Below are 17,448 nucleotides of genomic sequence, written 5' to 3' on the forward strand. Positions count from 1 at the left end.
TCATGAACGCTGTATGATATCTCCCATTCTATCAATTAAACCTTGAATCAATCTTAATTCATTTTGCGGATGCGAACTATTATAGGAAGGTAAAAAAATGTTAACGCAATGTAAAACCATTTAAGATTCATTCAAGGTTGGCCCTCTAAGATACAGACATGGAAGCAATACACGATGGAACAAAACATACAACCCACCAACGAAAGGACTGAACCCCACATGGCAATTGAAGTATTCAACCGATATGAGAGCAAATACCTTCTGACGGATGAACAGTACGCCCATTTCTACAACGACCTGCTGAAATACATGGAGCTGGATGCCTACAACAAGAAACATGAATACTACTCCATCAGTAACCTGTACTTCGACACTCCACAGGATTCCCTAATTCGCGCCAGTCTCTCCAAACCAAAATACAAGGAGAAGCTGAGACTGCGGGCATATGGAATACCTGAAGAGAATGCCAAAGTGTATCTGGAGATCAAAAAGAAAGTCTTTGGCCTGGTGAACAAGCGCAGAACCGCCTTGAAGCTGGATGAAGCGTACGAATTCGTTCGTTCAGGACAGGCACCGGAGCTGGCAGATTATATGAACAAACAGGTTGTGGAAGAGATCAAATACTTCCTTCGCCTCTACGATCTTGAACCGAAAGTGTATCTGGCGTATGAACGCAAAGCACTCTTCGACAAGAACAGCCGGGATCTCCGCATTACCTTTGACACCAACATTCGCAGCCGCAGATACGATCTGAAGCTGGAACAAGGAGATTACGGTGAACCGCTCGTGAAGGACGGAAGGTGGCTGATGGAAGTGAAAGCCGAGAAAACCGTTCCGCTGTGGCTGTCGCAACTGCTCTGTGAGCATGGTCTCTACCGCACTGGATTCTCCAAATACGGCAACGAGTTCAGACATCTGGTGAGAACAACCAACCTGAATTACCAGTCGGAGCGCATTCTTGTACCAGGTACTGACTTCAACCCATCCATAGAACAAGAACAAGATAAAACGATTATAGAAAGAGAGCGTGTCCTATATGCTTGATTCACTATTCAGTTCAGCCCTAACCGATACCGATTTAACATTCAGTAATGCAGTCATCACCATTGGTCTTGCCATCATTCTGGGATTAATCATCAGCCTCACGTACATGAAGACCAACCAAGCCACATACTCCCAGAGCTTCACCCTAACGATGGTGGTCCTGCCCGTCATTGTCGCCATCATCATCCTGCTCATCGGCAGCAACATTGCTCGAGCATTCAGCTTGGCAGGTGCCTTCTCGATCATTCGTTTCCGCAGTGCACCTGGTGATCCAAAGGATATTGCTTATGTGTTGTTCACGATGGCTTCCGGTCTTGCCTGCGGTGTAGGTGCTTTTGGATACGCAGTGCTGTTCACGATTATCCTGTGTGTGCTGATGTTTGTCCTGAGTCGCTTCAACTTCGGCGGCAAGAAGAGTCAGCTGAAAACACTGAAAGTCACCATTCCTGAGAATTTGAGCTATGAAGAAGCGCTTAACGAAGTGTTCCATACATTTAATGTACCTTTTGACCTGAAAAAGATCAGAACGACCGAGCTCGGCAGTCTGTATGAGCTGGTTTACAGTGTAACCATTCACGAAAGTGTTAGCCAAAAGGAATTCCTTGATGCCATCCGCACACGGAACGGCAACCTGGATATCTCGTTAACCATGAGTCCAACAACGGAATATTAATTCTTAATTCGAAGGGAACGATCTATATGAAGAAAAACGTGATAACAGGCAGCAAACTTTGGTCTATCGCCATGATTACCAGCCTACTCGCCGCATGCAGTTCACCTGCAACCACAAGCACAACCGCCAATGCCGCAACGTCAACGACAGGAACAACCAAAACGGTATCGGTCAGCGAGCAAACCTCTGTGAAATATGCAGATCTGGTCTCTCTGGATGCTGACGATACCAACATTAGCTGGAGCGAGGCAGATTCCACAGCGATTAAGTTGAACGGCACAACGGCAACGGTAACCGGTTCGGGCGCCAAAGCAGCCAATGGCTCAGTAACAATTACGGAAGCAGGTACTTATGTACTTAGCGGTGAGCTAACCGACGGTCAGATCGTGGTCAACGTTGCCGATAAGGGTACCGTACATCTCGTATTAAACGGAGCTACGATCCATGATAATGACAGTGCAGCGATCTATATTCAGAAGGCCGGTAAAGCGGTAATTACGCTCGAAAAAGGAACCAAGAATACCGTATCGGATGGTAAAACGTATGTGTACGCTGACGCTACAACAGACGAGCCGGATGCTGCAATCTTCAGCAAAGCGGATCTTACGTTCAACGGTGCAGGTCAATTGACCGTCACAGGTAACTATAATGAAGGGATTACGAGCAAGGATGATCTGAAGATCATTAGCGGTAACATCAGCGTCAAAGCAGCCGATGACGGCATCAAAGGTAAAGACATGGTCGCCATTCAAGCGGGTACGATTACCATTGAAGCCGAAGGCGACGGTATCAAATCCACCAATGACACGGATACCACCAAAGGTTTCGTTGCCATCGCAGGAGGTACCTTCGATATTCAAAGTGGTAACGACGGTATTCAGGCCGAAACCGCACTTGTTACGGATGGCGGCACATACAACATTGTGACTGCTGGCGGTAGCGCCAATGCTCCAGCCAAAGTCGAAGAAGGTCCATTTGGTGGCGGTGGCGGCGGATGGGGTGGCGGAACACCTCCAACCGATATGGGCACACCACCGGATGGCGAACCTCCTGCAGATATGCCGGAGATGCCTAATAACAGCGGCAATGCAGGTACTAATACAAACGGTGCAGCAGCATCCAGCTCTGCCAACACAACAGCAACAACCGATAGCGATGCCGATGCGGACACTGCAACAACAGCAACCGAGTCCACAAGTGCCAAAGCACTGAAAGCAGGTACAGACCTTACGGTGAATGGCGGTACGTATACCATTGATTCCATGGATGATTCCCTGCACAGCAACAATAACGTGACAGTCAACGACGGAACATTCAACATTGAATCCGGTGATGATGGCATTCATGCCGATCAGGAACTGACGATTAACGGTGGCACCATCACCATTGCGAAGAGCTATGAAGGACTTGAAGGAGCAATCATCACCCTGAACGATGGGGATGTGGATGTAACGGCATCCGATGATGGCGTCAATGCTGCAGGTGGCGAGACGGAAACAGCTGCAAATACAGCGGCAAGTACAGATAGCGCTACTACAGCAACCGATGCAACAACGACATCCAACATCTCTGTAACCGAAACGACAGGTACAACATCGACTACCGATCAAGCATCCCAAGGTACAGCTACCACTCAGCAAGGACGTGGACCGGGCGGAATGGGAGCAGCGAGTAATAACGAGTTCCACATTAACGGCGGTACACTTACCGTGAACGCAGGTGGTGACGGACTGGATTCCAATGGTTCCATTACCATGACTGGTGGTACAGTTATTGTGAATGGACCAACGGATAACGGTAACGGAGCATTGGATTATGACGGTACATTTGTAATCAGCGGTGGATACCTCGTGGCTGCCGGAAGCTCTGGTATGGCACAAGGAACATCCGATGCGTCTACGCAAAATACCATTGTAATGACGTTCCCTGAAACGCAAAAAGCTGGAACACTTGTCCATGTACAAGACAGCGAAGGCAATAACATTCTGACGTTTGCTCCGGCAAAAGATTATCAAACTGTGGTTGTCAGCTCACCGGATCTTGCAAAAGATGGTTCATACGTGATTTACTCCGGTGGTACGTCTACAGGTAAAGCGGTGGATGGGCTCTACACAGACGGTACTTACAGTGGTGGAACCAAGGTAGTTGCATTCCAATCGACCAGTAATGTGACTTGGGTGAATGAATCTGGTGTGACCACAGCCAATACAGGTATGGGTGGTCCAGGAGGAGGTCGTGGTCAAGGCGGCTTCGGAGGCGGCAGAAACAGATCCCAATCCGGTACAACATCCGACAGCACAGGCACTACCGATTCTGCAAAATAATCATCATGTCCTGAGGCATGAAGCATAACTCGCTTCTCAGGCGCAGGCGAAACAAAAAAGGCTCCGAATTCACGTTATGTGAGTTCGGAGCTTTCTTTCGTTATTCTTCTGGAACCAGAATGACAGCATTCTGCTCAAGGGGAAGTCCAAGTACTCCTTTTCCTCAAAAGCTATATACATACACCTTGGTACGCAAGGCATCACGGCATGTAATCGTACGTAGTGGTTCCTTACCCGGGAGCGCAAAACAGACACTAATCACCTTGGCGCCCGGCGGAAGCTCCCGACTGAATTTGTCCAGAAGTCGGGTCATTGCTCCCGGAAACAGATAACAGATCACACAATCCGCATGTTCATAGGAACTGGTGTAGATATCCCCGCGCATGAAGCGCAGCCTGCCCTTGAGAGAGTGCTTTTCCCCCTTCGCTCGACGTAAGCGAACACTGAGATAGGCAATTATTTGGGATGACCATAAGGGAATGACTGAATTCTCAATCCCGGTCAGCCTTTTACCAGGACAGTGCCTTACAACATCCAGCCCCAGTGTGCCCCATCCGGAACCCGCTTCAAGTACATCCCCGTAACCGGGAATCCGGTTCACCTCTTGAATGACCACCTGCCTGACGCGGCCGGATGTGGGCATCGGGGAAATACCGTTTTTCCAACTAACAAGTACGATGGATATGACACCGATCAATGTCACCACAGCAATCAGCCATGGAATCAGGTAAATGATGAACATGAACTCATCCCTTTGTTATGACTCATTCAATCCGGCACATGAGACTTCATATATACACCCTTTTTATAAACAGACTTGATGGTAAAGTGTACACCCAGCTTGCGATTCGTCCGATAGATGAGCGAGTTAATCTCGTCAATCCCTACCGCTTCACTCTCCAGCATGCTCCGCTCCGGCCACACCTGAGCCACAATCTGTTCCCTTGTCACAAAGTGGTCAAGTTCGCTGTACAACAGCTTGAACAGCTGATATTCCTTCTTGGATAATGGAATTTCCACCTCTCCAATCTGCACCGTTTGCAGGTGATCCTGCAAGCGTACACCCTCACCCAGCAGATCCGACACACGATACTCCCTCGTCTCTCCAAGATCCCCTTCAGCGCGAAGCTGGATCAAACCGTTGACGAGCGTCAGGCTGTCTCCTTCGCCAAATGGATATTTCTCATAGGGAACGAGACGCTGCCCATTCAGTTCGGTTCCATTTTTGCTATCCAGATCCTCAATCCATAACTGTTGCTGTACATCATAATGAATGCGGCAATGCCGCTTCGATATCATCTGATTATAAACAGACAAGTCCAATTCACTACCGCCTGTATAACGTCCCACCGTAATGGAGCGACCCTGGCTTACATAAGCGAACGAGCCGTCACTTTCCTGTCCTGGCGTACGAATGACGATTTTTGCCGTCTCCCGCATATTATTCTCCCACCTTCAACGATCACTCGATCTCTATAAGAGGTTGTTCAAAAAACCGCTTTTGATTACAACGGATGCCTAACGGCATCATCAACATCGAATATGGAATTCAGCCGAATAAGCATATGCTTACGAAGTATGTTTCCTTCGGAAACATGTAGTTACTCACGTAGGTTTGCCTACGCTCCGCTACTCCATTTCTAGCTTCATCCCATCTTCTCGGTACTGAAAACCGGTCTTTTTGAACACGTACTATAAACATATCTTGAAGCAATAATGATAAATTCATCAGATTTGTTCCATTGTTTGTACCGCCATACACCAATATAGTGGTATACAGGAACGATTTATATTTGGTTCTGCTCACTCTACTATACCAGACGTTGTGCTTTTTTTCTCATGACGGCCGGATATCTACTATAGCTCATTCAACAAGAGAGGTACCTTCCTATGAACAAAAAAAACATTTTCATATACGTATTGCTCGCCTTCGCCTTGTCCATGACATTAACCGTGCTCTCCCGTATGAATGATGATGGCGGAGAATCACTGAAAGGCACCTCGGCTGCCGAAACCTCATGGTTACAGATGAAGATCCAACCCTGAGTCTACTCTATTATAACGTGATCTCCGCGCAAAACGTTTCACGAATGTCATAATAGGCTATGGCATCGAATCCAAATTAAAACAGATCAATAAGGCCCCCGATTGCTGGTCACAGCAGCCCGGAGCCTCATTTTGGATTGTAAAATAATACCGAAAGTTGTAGATGATTGCTTGACTACAATCATAAACTGCCCGGCACGCAGATGGATTTCAGCCATTTGTGCTGGTGAAATTTTTTAGTTTTGTGATTTTGGTTTCCTCTCCACCTTTCAACCCAACAATTTCTCCATTTAATCACGGTGTTAAGGGGGAGAGTATAGACACTTGCAAGTAGATTTCTGTTAGGTGCTTTTCGATTATCGAGGAACGCCTTTTTTTGGAGGATTATATAACATAAATTTAACTTAAATTATAAATAATGTTAATCATATGTCATTCATGGTTTCATTTTCTTTGATATACTTTCTGCTAGGTCTACGAAAGGAGATCATAGGTGAAAAAAGAGATTGGTGTATTGATGTTGTTATGTATCATTTTTCTTTCAGGATGTGGTCGATCAGTTAATCCCGCATCGGTTATGCAAGGTTCGGGTGTCTCCCCAAGTAAACAAGTAACAACACAGCAAAATAATGAGTATTGTTCTCTAGAACGTACAAGTTTGGATAGTGAAACTGAAAAATATTTCTATGGAAATTGGAACGTTGAGAAGCTTTTAGGATTTGCAAATTCATATAATGATGCCTCAGAATATCCAACAGGTCAAAAATTTATTGGTGATGAATTAATCATCAAGAAAGACTTATTTTCATCAAAAGGAATTAAAAACTACAGTAGATATCAAACTGAACTAAGAAACCCATTATATGAGTTTACAGCGACCTGCAATAATTCAGATTCTTTTTATAGATTATATAAATTAGATATTCCAAACTTAAATAAAAATGATGTCGTAAAAGCAATAGGTGTAAGTAACCCTTCTACAAAAATTAGTATACCTGTAAGTTTAAGTTTTTTTGTTGTTAATAACGAGAAGCTTATCTTGTTATCAGAGGCAACTATCTTTGAGCTTAAGAAAATCTCGGATAAAACGAATTAAGGTTACCAGAAAGGGCCTTGGACAGCTCCAGTTTTTTTGAGGAGGCTATGTAAATGTTAATTAAAGTATTTAAGGAATGGTCGGACCAAAATAATGGTCGAATTGAAATACTTGCTCCTACTGGGAAAATGACTGCTAGGAATAAATTCAAACCAGGTGCATCCGAAGATAAAATTAAAGAGCTTTCGGAGTATTTTACTCCATTACCTCCAGATTAAATAAGCTTTTTACAATTATGTAATGGAGCGTCATTGTTTGAAGACCCTGAATATGGCGGGGAGAGCCTCTTATATTCAGCCCAAGATGTTATACATTACAATGAAGCATCAGATAATAAGATTGTAGTCGCCAATATTCTTGATGATCGAATCCTAATTGATTTAGAGCTTTGGAGTTCAGGTGATGAGCAATACCTGTTGCTTTGTGAGAGTTTATATTCTGTTGAACATACGGGATCTTTTTACAGTAACTTTGAGACATGGTTAGAACGGTTTATAATCTCTCAGGGCGAGAAGTTCTGGTACTGGAAAACAAAGCGTAGTTTTGAAGAATAAAAGATATGATCAGTAGTCTGACCCGTAATTAAAGCTTAATTTGCGGAGGTGTGCGTATGCTCGATGAAAGAGAGATTCAAATTAAAGAGAGGATACAAGAAAGGTACGATATTACGGAACAAATATATTCAGCTTGGTTTACTGAAAATCCCGCGATACTTTTACCGAAAAATAGATTCTACCAAAAGGAAAACATAGAAAAGTACAGGGCCATCTCATATCTGCTAGACAGAGGATATATCGTTGCACAGCCCGTAAAGAATGATCCGGAAACAATTGCAGTAACTATAACCCCTGACGGGATAGACTACTATGAGCAAGGATATCTTCATGGAAAAGCAAACGGCTTTCAAGTCGTCGAAGAGATTAAGAACACGAAGTAAAGAATTGTGGAAGTCCTCTGGATATGAAACACTCCCAGAGGCCTTCCATATTAGTTCAATTGAAAACATACACCAGCAATAACGCAGTCCAAACCTCCCCAACACATCATGGGCTGGAAGTATAATTATATATCAATCTTGTTCATCCTTCGGCATAGTCGGTTCGTCGTCAGGCTTCGCTGTCTCTCTGGACTGAATTTCCTCCATCCGACTCGACACCTTCTGATACAAGTAAGAGATGCCAAGCAGCAGCACACCGAAGCTGAAATAGGCAAAGATTTTGCTGCCCGAGGTGAGCATACCCACATCGTAGAACACCATTTTACCTGTAGCGAACAACGTTAGGCCAAGACCCAGACGCCGAATCATGACATATTTTCTACGGAATCCATAGGCAATATAGAGAATCGCGAGCAGCAGATAGATCAGGCTGAACATCAGCCCCACATCACCCCACTGGAACTGGATCGTCAGGAATACGGTGATGACCCCTAGCAGATATACCCCTGCGATAACCGGGTACCATTCAATGCTCTTGAACTGCCTGCGGATGCCTGCAATCAGCAGATCCCTTCCTGCAAAGAACACCCCTACGTTAAAGATGATTAGCACCAGCAAACCCACAATCTCTGCCGCTGTATGCTGCTGAACTTCCGGCTGAAGCGCTGGCATGGTTAAGGTGACAGCCAGTGCAATACAGCAACCAATGGCATGCAGGAAAGTGGTATACATCTGTACGTATGGATCACGCAACAACTTCACTTTACTCAATCCATAGGCCAATGCAATGGTCAGCGCTGCAAACATGAGTAGCTTGTAGAACATGTATAACAGGAACGTTCCATCCACAGCTCTGGTATACAATTCATTCGATTCATACAGCACGTATAACCACAGATTGGCGAGTGTCACATACTTGAATCCGTTCAGGAAGCCCAGCTCCAGCGGGCTATAGTTGAATCTCTCCCTGGCAGATAAGTTGCTGTGAACTGCCCAGGCATAATAAAGTGTAATCAGCAGGGTCCCCAGCGTGATGCTGGAGTATTTTAACATGAAGTAAGAACGTTCCCCGATGAAGAATAGCGTGAGCAGGTCATAATACACGAAAGTGATTAGACATAGCAGCACAATACCCCATCCGGCTCGCTCCACCGACTTGAACCGTTTCAGATGTCCAAGCGTAACCAGCAGAACCCCTTCAATTAACCAGCCCATCGATAACCACTTGGCACCGAACTGGAACGGAATAATTAGAATGGCAAAGGTCAGGGAAGTGATATAGAAGAGCAGAATGGTCTGTTTCTCCTGAGCCATATTGCGCTGAACGAATCGTGCGAGACCCAGATATACCAGGCAGAAGATTAATGCCAACAAGCCCTGAGCATCATTCCAATCTGCCACATCAAATAACACGTATAACATTAGGCAACTGATGGTCGTATTCATAGCAAGCAGAGCGAAATCCCACCAGGTTAACTTCATCCGATGTTTGAACGGATATGCCAGTGTAATGCCCAGATATAATGCAAACGTCACAATGGAATACAACATGCCAATCTTCTCACTTGGCGACAGCCACAAGAGGATAAGCATGGATGGTGTGTTGAACAGGAAACTGATATAGTGCACTACCGGCCATCGTTTGCCGAATGATATGAACACAATAATGCCGTTTAAGAGCAGCAGATAGATCATGGCTACATAGACAGCAGTACCCTCAAGCCCGAACGAGAACATATAGGAGAATAGCGGGAGATATCCGCCCACCAGACCGAGTGAACAGATGGTCTTCGACTGATACCTTAGGGACAACAATACGGAGATTGCCGATACCAATACAGACAGGGCAAGTCCCGTATATAACCCGATAATATGCAGTAAAAAGTAGCTATAGAAGATTGACCCGAATAACACGGAGATCCCGCCCCCTAGCAGCCCCATTGCAAACGTCTGCTTTTTGCGGCGGAACAGCCACTCTCCTCCAGCGAGCATTAGAGCACCCAGCAGGAAAAAGGCTCCGCTCTTCATCTCGTCATTAAACCAGGTCGAGTACGAGTATTGGAACGCTGCTCCAACCCCCAGAATGAGGAGCAGGATGGCTACTTTGTTGATCCAGCTAAGCCCAATCTTCATCTCCATGCGATTCTGCTTGATCCGGCGCTGAATGGTCTCTTCGCTCAATCCCTCCTCCGCCATCTGCTCATATCCATGTTCCATATGCCCACGTAGAGCCTCTTCTCGTTCCCATACGGCTCGCTTGTGTGATTCAATGCGCTCCTTCACCTCTGCCGCCAGGTAAGCAATCCTCTCCTTCATTTGTTGGGAATCCTCTTGTAACTCCTGTGCTGCCTGGTTGTACAGCGCGTTCAGGTTGGACTTGGTTCGATGTTCATGGAAGGCAACTCGATCATTATGTACCGCCGTTTTTCCTTGAAAATACGTCTCCATCTTCTCCCGCGATACCCGGATCAGATTAAGCTTCTCATCCAACATCTGTTCAGATAACGCCATGCGAAGACGTGCATTCTCTTCTTCCATCTTGCGCGAGCGAAGTTCAAGCTGGTGCAGCTTGAACTTCTGGGCTTCATACTGTTCCTGTAACTGTTCATTCTTAACGATTAGGTCATCGGACTGGTATTCCTGGAGCAAGGCGTGATACTCCTTCGCCAGCTGTTTCTGCTGCTCCTGAACCTGTTCAAGTCGATCCTTAAACTCCTTCATGTACTTCCTCCATTGGTTGATGTTTAATCTTTTCCCTGTATTTTACTATATGTATGCCATAAAAAGAGCTTTAAACATTAGATATATCCGTACAACGTTTCATCAGTGGGATCTCAAACGCAAAAAAAGCCGGGAAGCAACCGCTTCTCCCGACTTTTTATTCATATGAGCATTTTGTACAAGAATGGATGCTTAGGCTGCATCCGGTGTATCTGTCTGATCCGCTGTTTCCGGTTCAATAATCTCGGTCGCATCCGGGTCCAGCCAACTGGCGATCATGCCACGCACATATTGCAGATCGTCCTCTGACAGGTCATAGTACCATGTACCACTGCGCATCGCGCCATCACCCTTCAGCATATAGTTGCTGATCGTGGGTGCATTGTCTTTCATATATAAGGACTCGGCAAACTTCACGATGAAGTCCGAAGTCATGTTGGTTGTAAAATTCGATCCGGCAATCTGGATGACGTCCGGGATCTTGGTCAGATTTTTGACCTCCAGCGCACGATTCATGAAGGCACTTAGGAAAATCCGGTGACGCATCGTCCGATTGAAATCGGAATCTTCCCGGTAACGCACATAACCAAGCGCTTCTTCGCCGCTATAGATCGGTTTGTTGGCTTCAACGAACAGTTTCTCATGCGCTTTTGATTTGTTCTCGATGTTTTTCTTGATCGGCAGTTCAACACCACCCACCGCATCAACAATATCCTTGAGCCCATTAAAATTAATCGCGGCATAGAAATCCACTTTGTTCCCGAGCAAATTCTCCACCGTATCCATCGCCATCTTGGCTTCACCGTGGGCGTACGCTGAGTTAATCTTCGACTTCACATCCCGCCCGACAATCTCGGTATAGGAATCACGTGGAATGGACAGCAGCAGCACTTTATTGTCTTCTGGACGCACGACGGAATAGATGATCGTATCCGAACGGCTTGGTTCGTTATCGCGTTGATCAATACCGAGCAACAACAGCGAGAATGGGTCCGTATGTTCCACGACAGGGGCATCCTTATCGCCAGCTGGTTTAAAGGAGTCATCCAAGGCTTCCTTCACCGTACCGGAGGCGAACATATTAAAGGCAAACACGACGAGTTGCTTTTGATAAATAAATCCAAGTCCTCCGAGCACAAGCAGCACACTTAGGGTGATGATTAATGGCTTCTTCCATTTCTTCTTCGGTTTCTTCGGCTTCCGTCTTGTTAAATGTGCAGCACTGTTTTCCATCATATCTCCTTTAATAACGGGTTCTTAGAATCATTTAACTATATTAATAACACGTTGACAATAGATTACGTTATAATCTGCATTACATAAATGAACATAAAGGGAGCGATGAATGATGGAATATCGACGTTTGGGCAATAGTGGTTTACGGGTATCGGCACTGGGGCTCGGCACCAATGCATTTGGCAAACGCGCGGATGAAGCAGCTTCTACCCGCATTATTCATGCAGCGATGGATCAGGGCATCAACTTTATCGATACCGCCAATATCTACGCAGGTACCGAATCAGAACGCATCATTGGACAGGCCCTCACAGGTCGTCGGGAAAACGCGGTGCTTGCGACCAAAGCCGGACTTCCCCGGCATGACGGTCCCCATGGGCGCGGTTCCTCCCGCTACCATCTGCAACAAGAGCTGGAACATAGCCTGCGGCGTCTGCAAACCGATTATGTGGATCTGTATCAGATCCACACCTTTGATCCGCATACACCGCTGGATGAGACACTCCGCACGCTAGACGATATGGTCACTTCCGGCAAAGTTCGGTACATCGGCGCCTCCAATTACGCAGCCTGGGAGCTGATGAAAGCTCTCGGGATCAGTGAACAGAAAGGTTATGTGCGCTACATCTCTACCCAAACCAGCTACTCCCTGGCAGACCGTACGCCTGAACTGGAATTGGTACCGATGTGTCTGGATCAGGGTGTAGGCATTATCCCGTATTTCCCGCTCGCAGGCGGTATTCTGACGGGTAAATATAACGGACAGGCCAGCATACCTTCCGGCTCCAGAGCCGACACCGACCCGACCTTCAATCGTTTTCTGCTGGAGCATAATCTTCAACTGAGTGAACAAGTGAGTGCCAAAGCTGCTTCATACGGGTGTTCCCCAAGTGTGCTGTCTCTCGCATGGCTACTGACACGTCCGGCTGTATCCACAGTCATTGTTGGCGCTACAGGCACCGAACAGCTGGAGCATAATCTGGCTAGTCTGGATATGTCACTGCCCGATGAGCTGTTGACCGATCTGGATCAGATCAGTGACTCTTTCCGTCGCCGCGAGCCATTTGCGTCCTACCGAATCGATTAAAGTAAATGAAATGAACCTCCCGACGGATAAAGTCAGGAGGTTCATTTTGATTTTTGTATAGACATTATAATCATAAGTATTCAGAAAATTCCCAATTCCACTACAATCTGTAGTTTAATAAATTAAAAAAAATCTTATTATGGATTAGCCCTCTGTTTTTTGGCGAAGAAACTCCTGCATGATCTGCATATACTCTTCCTTACGATCATCCAAAGTTTCGAAAAAAGCCTTGTCCGACTCCTCAACCAAGTGGATTCCTTCAATGGCCAATCGGGTTCCTTCTTCCGTTGTGGTAATTATATTGGCACGTGTATCCGTCTGATGACGAGCACGCGTAATCAAGCCTCTCTTTTCAAGAGCACGCAGAACCTGAGAAGTCACATTAACATCTACTTTGGCAAATTGTGCAATCTGAACCTGAGTGACTCCCTTGCCTTCCTCATCACGTTCATTGAGCCACAGACAGGCATGCAACAATACAAATTGGGGCTGTGTCAGTTCGAGTGGCTCCAGCACCCTGCGTACTTCCTTTTGCCACATCGCTGTAACCTGCCATAACAGATATCCCGGGCTTTCTTGTGCGTTTTTATACCGTGAGCTTTTCATCTCATACCTCCATGATGTGCGACCTTATGCAACAGATTATGTACCCACCAGTCAATGAAGTAAATCCATTATTCATATAACGATGATGGAGATACATCCGTTGCAACCCTGTATGTTCTTTTGAATAAAATTAGCGCGTTGGGATGAACTGCTTCACCCATTGTCCGAATCCTTGCGGATTACGGCTCTGTATAAGAATGGTCCCTTCTCCACGGAACCGGCATACCAATCCTTCTCCACTTGTAACACTGGATAACCAGCCCTGTGAAGCCTTCTCTATACGGTAATCTACATAATGAGGCCATGCCACCAGATGAGCGTTATCCACGATCATTTCTTCACCTGCTGCCAGATTAATCGCATGGATTGCTCCATAGGAAGACAGAAATACAGTTCCACGTCCACTGATCTCAATAATGAAGAAACCTTCTCCCGAAAAGAGACCTTTCTTCAGGTTTTGCATTTTGGTATTCACCTGTATGCCCTCGGTCCCCGCTAGAAATCCATCTTTCTGCACATAGAGTGAATAGGAACCGTCCAATTCGACAGCTTCTACATCGCCCATGCTTGAAGGTGAGAGCAGAATCTCTGCTGGCCCGCCCGCAGCCGTTAGTTCCTGAAAGAAGAACTTCTCTCCGCTCAGCATTCGACCGAACCCGGCAAACATTCCACCTTCTGCCGAACCCTTCAGTTCAACCGTTGGCGTCATGGATACCATCGCACCGCTTTCGGCCTTGAAACGCTCTCCCCGCTGCAAATGTACCTTAAGCATCGCAAAAGCACCATCATATAGAATCTCATAGTTCACGGCTGCACCAGCTCCCTATTGTCAGAGTTAAAATCATTGAGCCCATTGTCTTCCAGAACTGCTGATTTGTCTCCGTATTCCTTCACAATATGTTGATCTCCCCAATTACAGAGCGCATTGAGAATCGGTTCAAGACTCCGCCCGTAATCACTTAATTCGTATTCTACTTTGGGAGGGACCTGATTGTATACGATTCGGTTAACGATCCCGTCGTTTTCAAGCTCTCTCAGTTGTTGTGTTAACATTTTCTGTGTAATTGCGGGCATAATACGCTTGAGATCACTGGTTCGTCTTTTCCCATGTGTCAGATGACAGAGAATGACGCATTTCCACTTGCCACCGATCACCTCCAGAGTAGCTTCAACCGAGATGTTATATTTCTTTCTGACCATAACTTGTTACCTCCCTGATGAATTGGATTACATCCGTCGCATGCTGTATAGGCACCAAAAAGTACGTAGGGTACTAAAAAGTACGTACTATTCAATCTATACTGAATAACTCATAATAGCATTTGCCGGTACGTAAATCTACATTCGGGGGAGTTGAGCAAGAAATGTTACAAGATTCAAAACGCAGCACATGGGCGCTGCTGGCACTGGCCATTAGTGCGTTCGCCATCGGTACCACAGAATTTATCAGCGTTGGGCTCCTGCCCCTCATTGCAGATGACCTGGGCATTTCCGTAACTACAGCGGGACTGACCGTTACTTTATATGCATTGGGCGTTACCTTTGGGGCTCCTGTTCTGACCTCACTGACGTCTACCATATCACGCAAAACGCTATTGCTTGCCATCATGATTGTATTCATCGCAGGTAACACGATGGCTGCGCTATCGACAGGCATTACCATGTTACTCATAGCACGAGTGATATCCGCGCTTGCACATGGCGTATTCATGTCCATCGGCTCCACCATCGCAGCGGATCTGGTACCTGCCAACCGTAGGGCGAGTGCCATTGCCATCATGTTCTCCGGTCTAACCATTGCCACAGTAACCGGTGTACCTCTCGGTACACTTATCGGTCAACATATGGGATGGCGCGCTGCATTTATCCTGATTGTTGGGGTTGGCATCATTGCGATGATTGGAAACCTCATACTCGTGCCATCCACGTTGAAGCGAGGAACACGAACGGCATTTCGGGATCAGCTGAAGCTAGTTACAGGTGGGCGCTTGCTGCTTGCTTTTGCCATTACTGCTGTTGGGTACGGAGGAACATTTGTTGTCTTCACGTATCTGTCCCCATTGTTGCATGATATCAGTGGATATTCCGAGAAAACAGTCGCGTTCATTCTGTTGTTGTACGGAATTGCCATTGCTGTCGGCAACATCATCGGCGGCAGAGCAGCCAATCGTAACCCGCTCAAGGCGCTCTTCTACATGTTCATCATTCAGACCATCATTCTAGGTGTCATGTACTTCACCGTTCCGTTTAAGCTGGCAGCACTGCTCACCATTATGGGGATGGGACTACTTGCCTTCATGAATGTGCCTGGTCTTCAGATGTACGTTGTAACTTTGGCTGAACGATATGCACCACAGGCCAAAGATGTAGCCTCAGCCTTTAACATCGCCGCATTTAATGCCGGGATTGCTATAGGTGCCTATTTGGGTGGCGTGATCAATGACTCCATGGGTCTGATTCACACGACATGGGTCGGAGCCTTGATGGTTCTTGTAGCTGTAATCCTGACCGCATGGGCTAAAATGCTGGAAAGCAAGGATCAACATGGGTCCGTCAACATGGAGAAAGCTTCATTCTAATTTCCATTCCGATTTTGGGTCTCACTCTGATATATTTCCATGCCAGTCTTCAAGGGGAACCGGTTTCATATCGTATTTTATTATACTATATACGTTGAACCCAATTTGATCTACTATGATTTAATTTTGTATGATAAAAAATGATAATTCAGCTTGAAATCACTGATTTTTACACACTTTAAGGAGGAAATCTCATGACAACAGCTCAAACCGCACAACATTTACAATCCACAGTAAGTCTGCATAACGGTGTTTCTATGCCTTGGTTCGGATTAGGTGTATTTAAGGTAGAAGAAGGAACTGAATTGGTTGATGCTGTGAAAAATGCAATTAAACATGGCTACCGCAGTATCGATACTGCTGCAATATACGGTAATGAATCCGGTGTTGGACAAGCGATTGCAGAAGCTTTGCAAGAAAACAATTTGAAGCGCGAAGAACTGTTTGTTACATCTAAAGTATGGAATGCAGACCTCGGATATGAAGAGACACTTGCTGCTTTTGATACCACATTGAACAAACTAGGATTGGAATACCTGGATCTGTATCTGATTCATTGGCCTAAGGCAGGCAAATACAAAGCAGCCTGGAAAGCCATGGAGGAGCTGTACGCAGCCGGCCGCATTAAGGCCATCGGTGTGAGTAACTTCCAGATTCATCACCTCGAAGACCTGATGCAGGATGCCGAAGTGAAACCGATGATCAATCAGGTGGAATACCACCCTCGCCTGACTCAGGTAGAACTCAAGGCTTTCTGCGAAAAGCATGGTATCCAGCTCGAAGCATGGTCACCTCTGATGCAAGGTCAGCTGTTGGACAATCCAGTACTCACGGCTATTGCTTCAGCCAAAGGCAAATCCGTTGCACAAGTCATCCTGCGTTGGGATCTGCAAAATGGAGTCATTACCATTCCGAAGTCCACCAAGGAACACCGGATTATTGAAAATTCCTCCATCTTCGACTTTGAACTTTCCAATGAAGAGATGGATCAGATCAGTGCTCTGAACGAAGATGTACGCGTTGGACCTGATCCGGACAACTTCGATTTTTAATGAATAACCTTTTGCGAGCCTGTGTTGTTTGACATAACATAACGAAA

Annotated in this window: 18 protein-coding genes; 11 read left to right on the top strand and 7 right to left on the bottom strand. The window is 46.1% G+C overall.

Annotation, left to right across the window (positions count from 1 at the left end; all coding sequences use genetic code 11):
* Positions 1-219: 219 nt before the first annotated feature.
* The 3 genes from MKX40_RS29530 to MKX40_RS29540 are packed head-to-tail and all read left to right on the top strand — an operon-like array spanning position 220 to position 4,041.
* Positions 220-1,044 carry a polyphosphate polymerase domain-containing protein gene (locus MKX40_RS29530; RefSeq protein ID WP_091013215.1) on the top strand — a complete coding sequence of 275 codons (825 nt, stop codon included), beginning with the start codon at positions 220-222 and terminating at the stop codon, positions 1,042-1,044.
* On the top strand, positions 1,037-1,717 hold the full coding sequence (locus MKX40_RS29535; protein ID WP_339238671.1) for a DUF4956 domain-containing protein: 681 nt from the start codon (positions 1,037-1,039) through the stop codon (positions 1,715-1,717). Before MKX40_RS29530 ends, MKX40_RS29535 begins: the two co-directional genes overlap by 8 nt.
* Before the next feature lie 26 nt (positions 1,718-1,743).
* Complete coding sequence (locus tag MKX40_RS29540) at positions 1,744-4,041, top strand: carbohydrate-binding domain-containing protein (RefSeq protein WP_339238672.1); 2,298 nt, start codon at positions 1,744-1,746, stop codon at positions 4,039-4,041.
* Positions 4,042-4,204: 163 nt separating this feature from the next.
* Here MKX40_RS29540 and MKX40_RS29545 read toward each other — a convergent pair whose 3' ends face one another.
* Together MKX40_RS29545 and MKX40_RS29550 are read right to left on the bottom strand one after the other, a co-directional pair.
* On the bottom strand, positions 4,205-4,783 hold the full coding sequence (locus tag MKX40_RS29545) for a class I SAM-dependent methyltransferase (RefSeq protein WP_339238673.1): 579 nt from the start codon (positions 4,781-4,783) through the stop codon (positions 4,205-4,207).
* 26 nt (positions 4,784-4,809) lie between these two features.
* Entirely contained in the window at positions 4,810-5,481 is a 672-nt protein-coding gene (locus MKX40_RS29550) for an FHA domain-containing protein (RefSeq protein WP_339238674.1), read from the bottom strand.
* Between the two features lie 450 nt (positions 5,482-5,931).
* Between MKX40_RS29550 and MKX40_RS29555 the strand changes: the two genes are divergently transcribed.
* From MKX40_RS29555 to MKX40_RS29575, 5 genes are all read left to right on the top strand, one after another.
* Positions 5,932-6,087, top strand: coding sequence for a hypothetical protein (locus MKX40_RS29555; RefSeq protein WP_017691624.1), 156 nt, complete (start codon positions 5,932-5,934; stop codon positions 6,085-6,087).
* A gap of 493 nt (positions 6,088-6,580) precedes the next feature.
* Positions 6,581-7,183 carry a hypothetical protein gene (locus tag MKX40_RS29560; RefSeq protein ID WP_339238675.1) on the top strand — a complete coding sequence of 201 codons (603 nt, stop codon included), beginning with the start codon at positions 6,581-6,583 and terminating at the stop codon, positions 7,181-7,183.
* Between the two features lie 53 nt (positions 7,184-7,236).
* Entirely contained in the window at positions 7,237-7,401 is a 165-nt protein-coding gene (locus MKX40_RS29565) for a hypothetical protein (RefSeq protein WP_339238676.1), read from the top strand.
* A gap of 33 nt (positions 7,402-7,434) precedes the next feature.
* Complete coding sequence (locus MKX40_RS29570) at positions 7,435-7,737, top strand: hypothetical protein (protein ID WP_339238677.1); 303 nt, start codon at positions 7,435-7,437, stop codon at positions 7,735-7,737.
* Between the two features lie 56 nt (positions 7,738-7,793).
* On the top strand, positions 7,794-8,120 hold the full coding sequence (locus tag MKX40_RS29575; RefSeq protein WP_339238678.1) for a hypothetical protein: 327 nt from the start codon (positions 7,794-7,796) through the stop codon (positions 8,118-8,120).
* 132 nt (positions 8,121-8,252) lie between these two features.
* Here the strand turns inward: MKX40_RS29575 and MKX40_RS29580 are convergent, their stop codons facing one another.
* Together MKX40_RS29580 and MKX40_RS29585 are read right to left on the bottom strand one after the other, a co-directional pair.
* Positions 8,253-10,841 (bottom strand): DUF2339 domain-containing protein, encoded by a 2,589-nt coding sequence (locus tag MKX40_RS29580; RefSeq protein ID WP_339238679.1) that lies wholly within the window; start codon positions 10,839-10,841, stop codon positions 8,253-8,255.
* A gap of 192 nt (positions 10,842-11,033) precedes the next feature.
* The gene (locus MKX40_RS29585) at positions 11,034-12,077 is read right to left on the bottom strand and encodes an LCP family protein (protein WP_339238680.1); all 1,044 of its coding nucleotides are present in this window, start codon (positions 12,075-12,077) and stop codon (positions 11,034-11,036) included.
* A 112-nt stretch (positions 12,078-12,189) separates the two neighbouring features.
* Between MKX40_RS29585 and MKX40_RS29590 the strand changes: the two genes are divergently transcribed.
* Positions 12,190-13,164 (top strand): aldo/keto reductase, encoded by a 975-nt coding sequence (locus tag MKX40_RS29590; RefSeq protein WP_339243246.1) that lies wholly within the window; start codon positions 12,190-12,192, stop codon positions 13,162-13,164.
* 144 nt (positions 13,165-13,308) lie between these two features.
* On the opposite strand, the gene MKX40_RS29595 is transcribed toward MKX40_RS29590, so the two are convergent.
* From MKX40_RS29595 to MKX40_RS29605, 3 genes are all read right to left on the bottom strand, one after another.
* Positions 13,309-13,770 carry a MarR family transcriptional regulator gene (locus tag MKX40_RS29595; RefSeq protein ID WP_339238681.1) on the bottom strand — a complete coding sequence of 154 codons (462 nt, stop codon included), beginning with the start codon at positions 13,768-13,770 and terminating at the stop codon, positions 13,309-13,311.
* Between the two features lie 130 nt (positions 13,771-13,900).
* Positions 13,901-14,578 carry a TIGR00266 family protein gene (locus MKX40_RS29600; protein WP_339238682.1) on the bottom strand — a complete coding sequence of 226 codons (678 nt, stop codon included), beginning with the start codon at positions 14,576-14,578 and terminating at the stop codon, positions 13,901-13,903.
* The gene (locus MKX40_RS29605; protein ID WP_017691613.1) at positions 14,575-14,970 is read right to left on the bottom strand and encodes a winged helix-turn-helix transcriptional regulator; all 396 of its coding nucleotides are present in this window, start codon (positions 14,968-14,970) and stop codon (positions 14,575-14,577) included. The genes MKX40_RS29600 and MKX40_RS29605 overlap by 4 nt, the downstream gene beginning before the upstream one ends.
* 164 nt (positions 14,971-15,134) lie before the next feature.
* On the opposite strand from MKX40_RS29605, the gene MKX40_RS29610 reads away from it, so the two are divergent.
* Together MKX40_RS29610 and MKX40_RS29615 are read left to right on the top strand one after the other, a co-directional pair.
* Entirely contained in the window at positions 15,135-16,349 is a 1,215-nt protein-coding gene (locus tag MKX40_RS29610; RefSeq protein ID WP_339238683.1) for an MFS transporter, read from the top strand.
* Positions 16,350-16,543: 194 nt separating this feature from the next.
* Positions 16,544-17,401: an aldo/keto reductase gene (locus MKX40_RS29615; RefSeq protein WP_339238684.1), complete on the top strand. Its 858-nt coding sequence runs from the start codon at positions 16,544-16,546 to the stop codon at positions 17,399-17,401.
* Positions 17,402-17,448 lie beyond the last annotated feature (47 nt).

Origin of the sequence: Paenibacillus sp. FSL R5-0517 (assembly GCF_037974355.1) — a bacterium.
In the GTDB taxonomy this organism is placed as follows: domain Bacteria; phylum Bacillota; class Bacilli; order Paenibacillales; family Paenibacillaceae; genus Paenibacillus.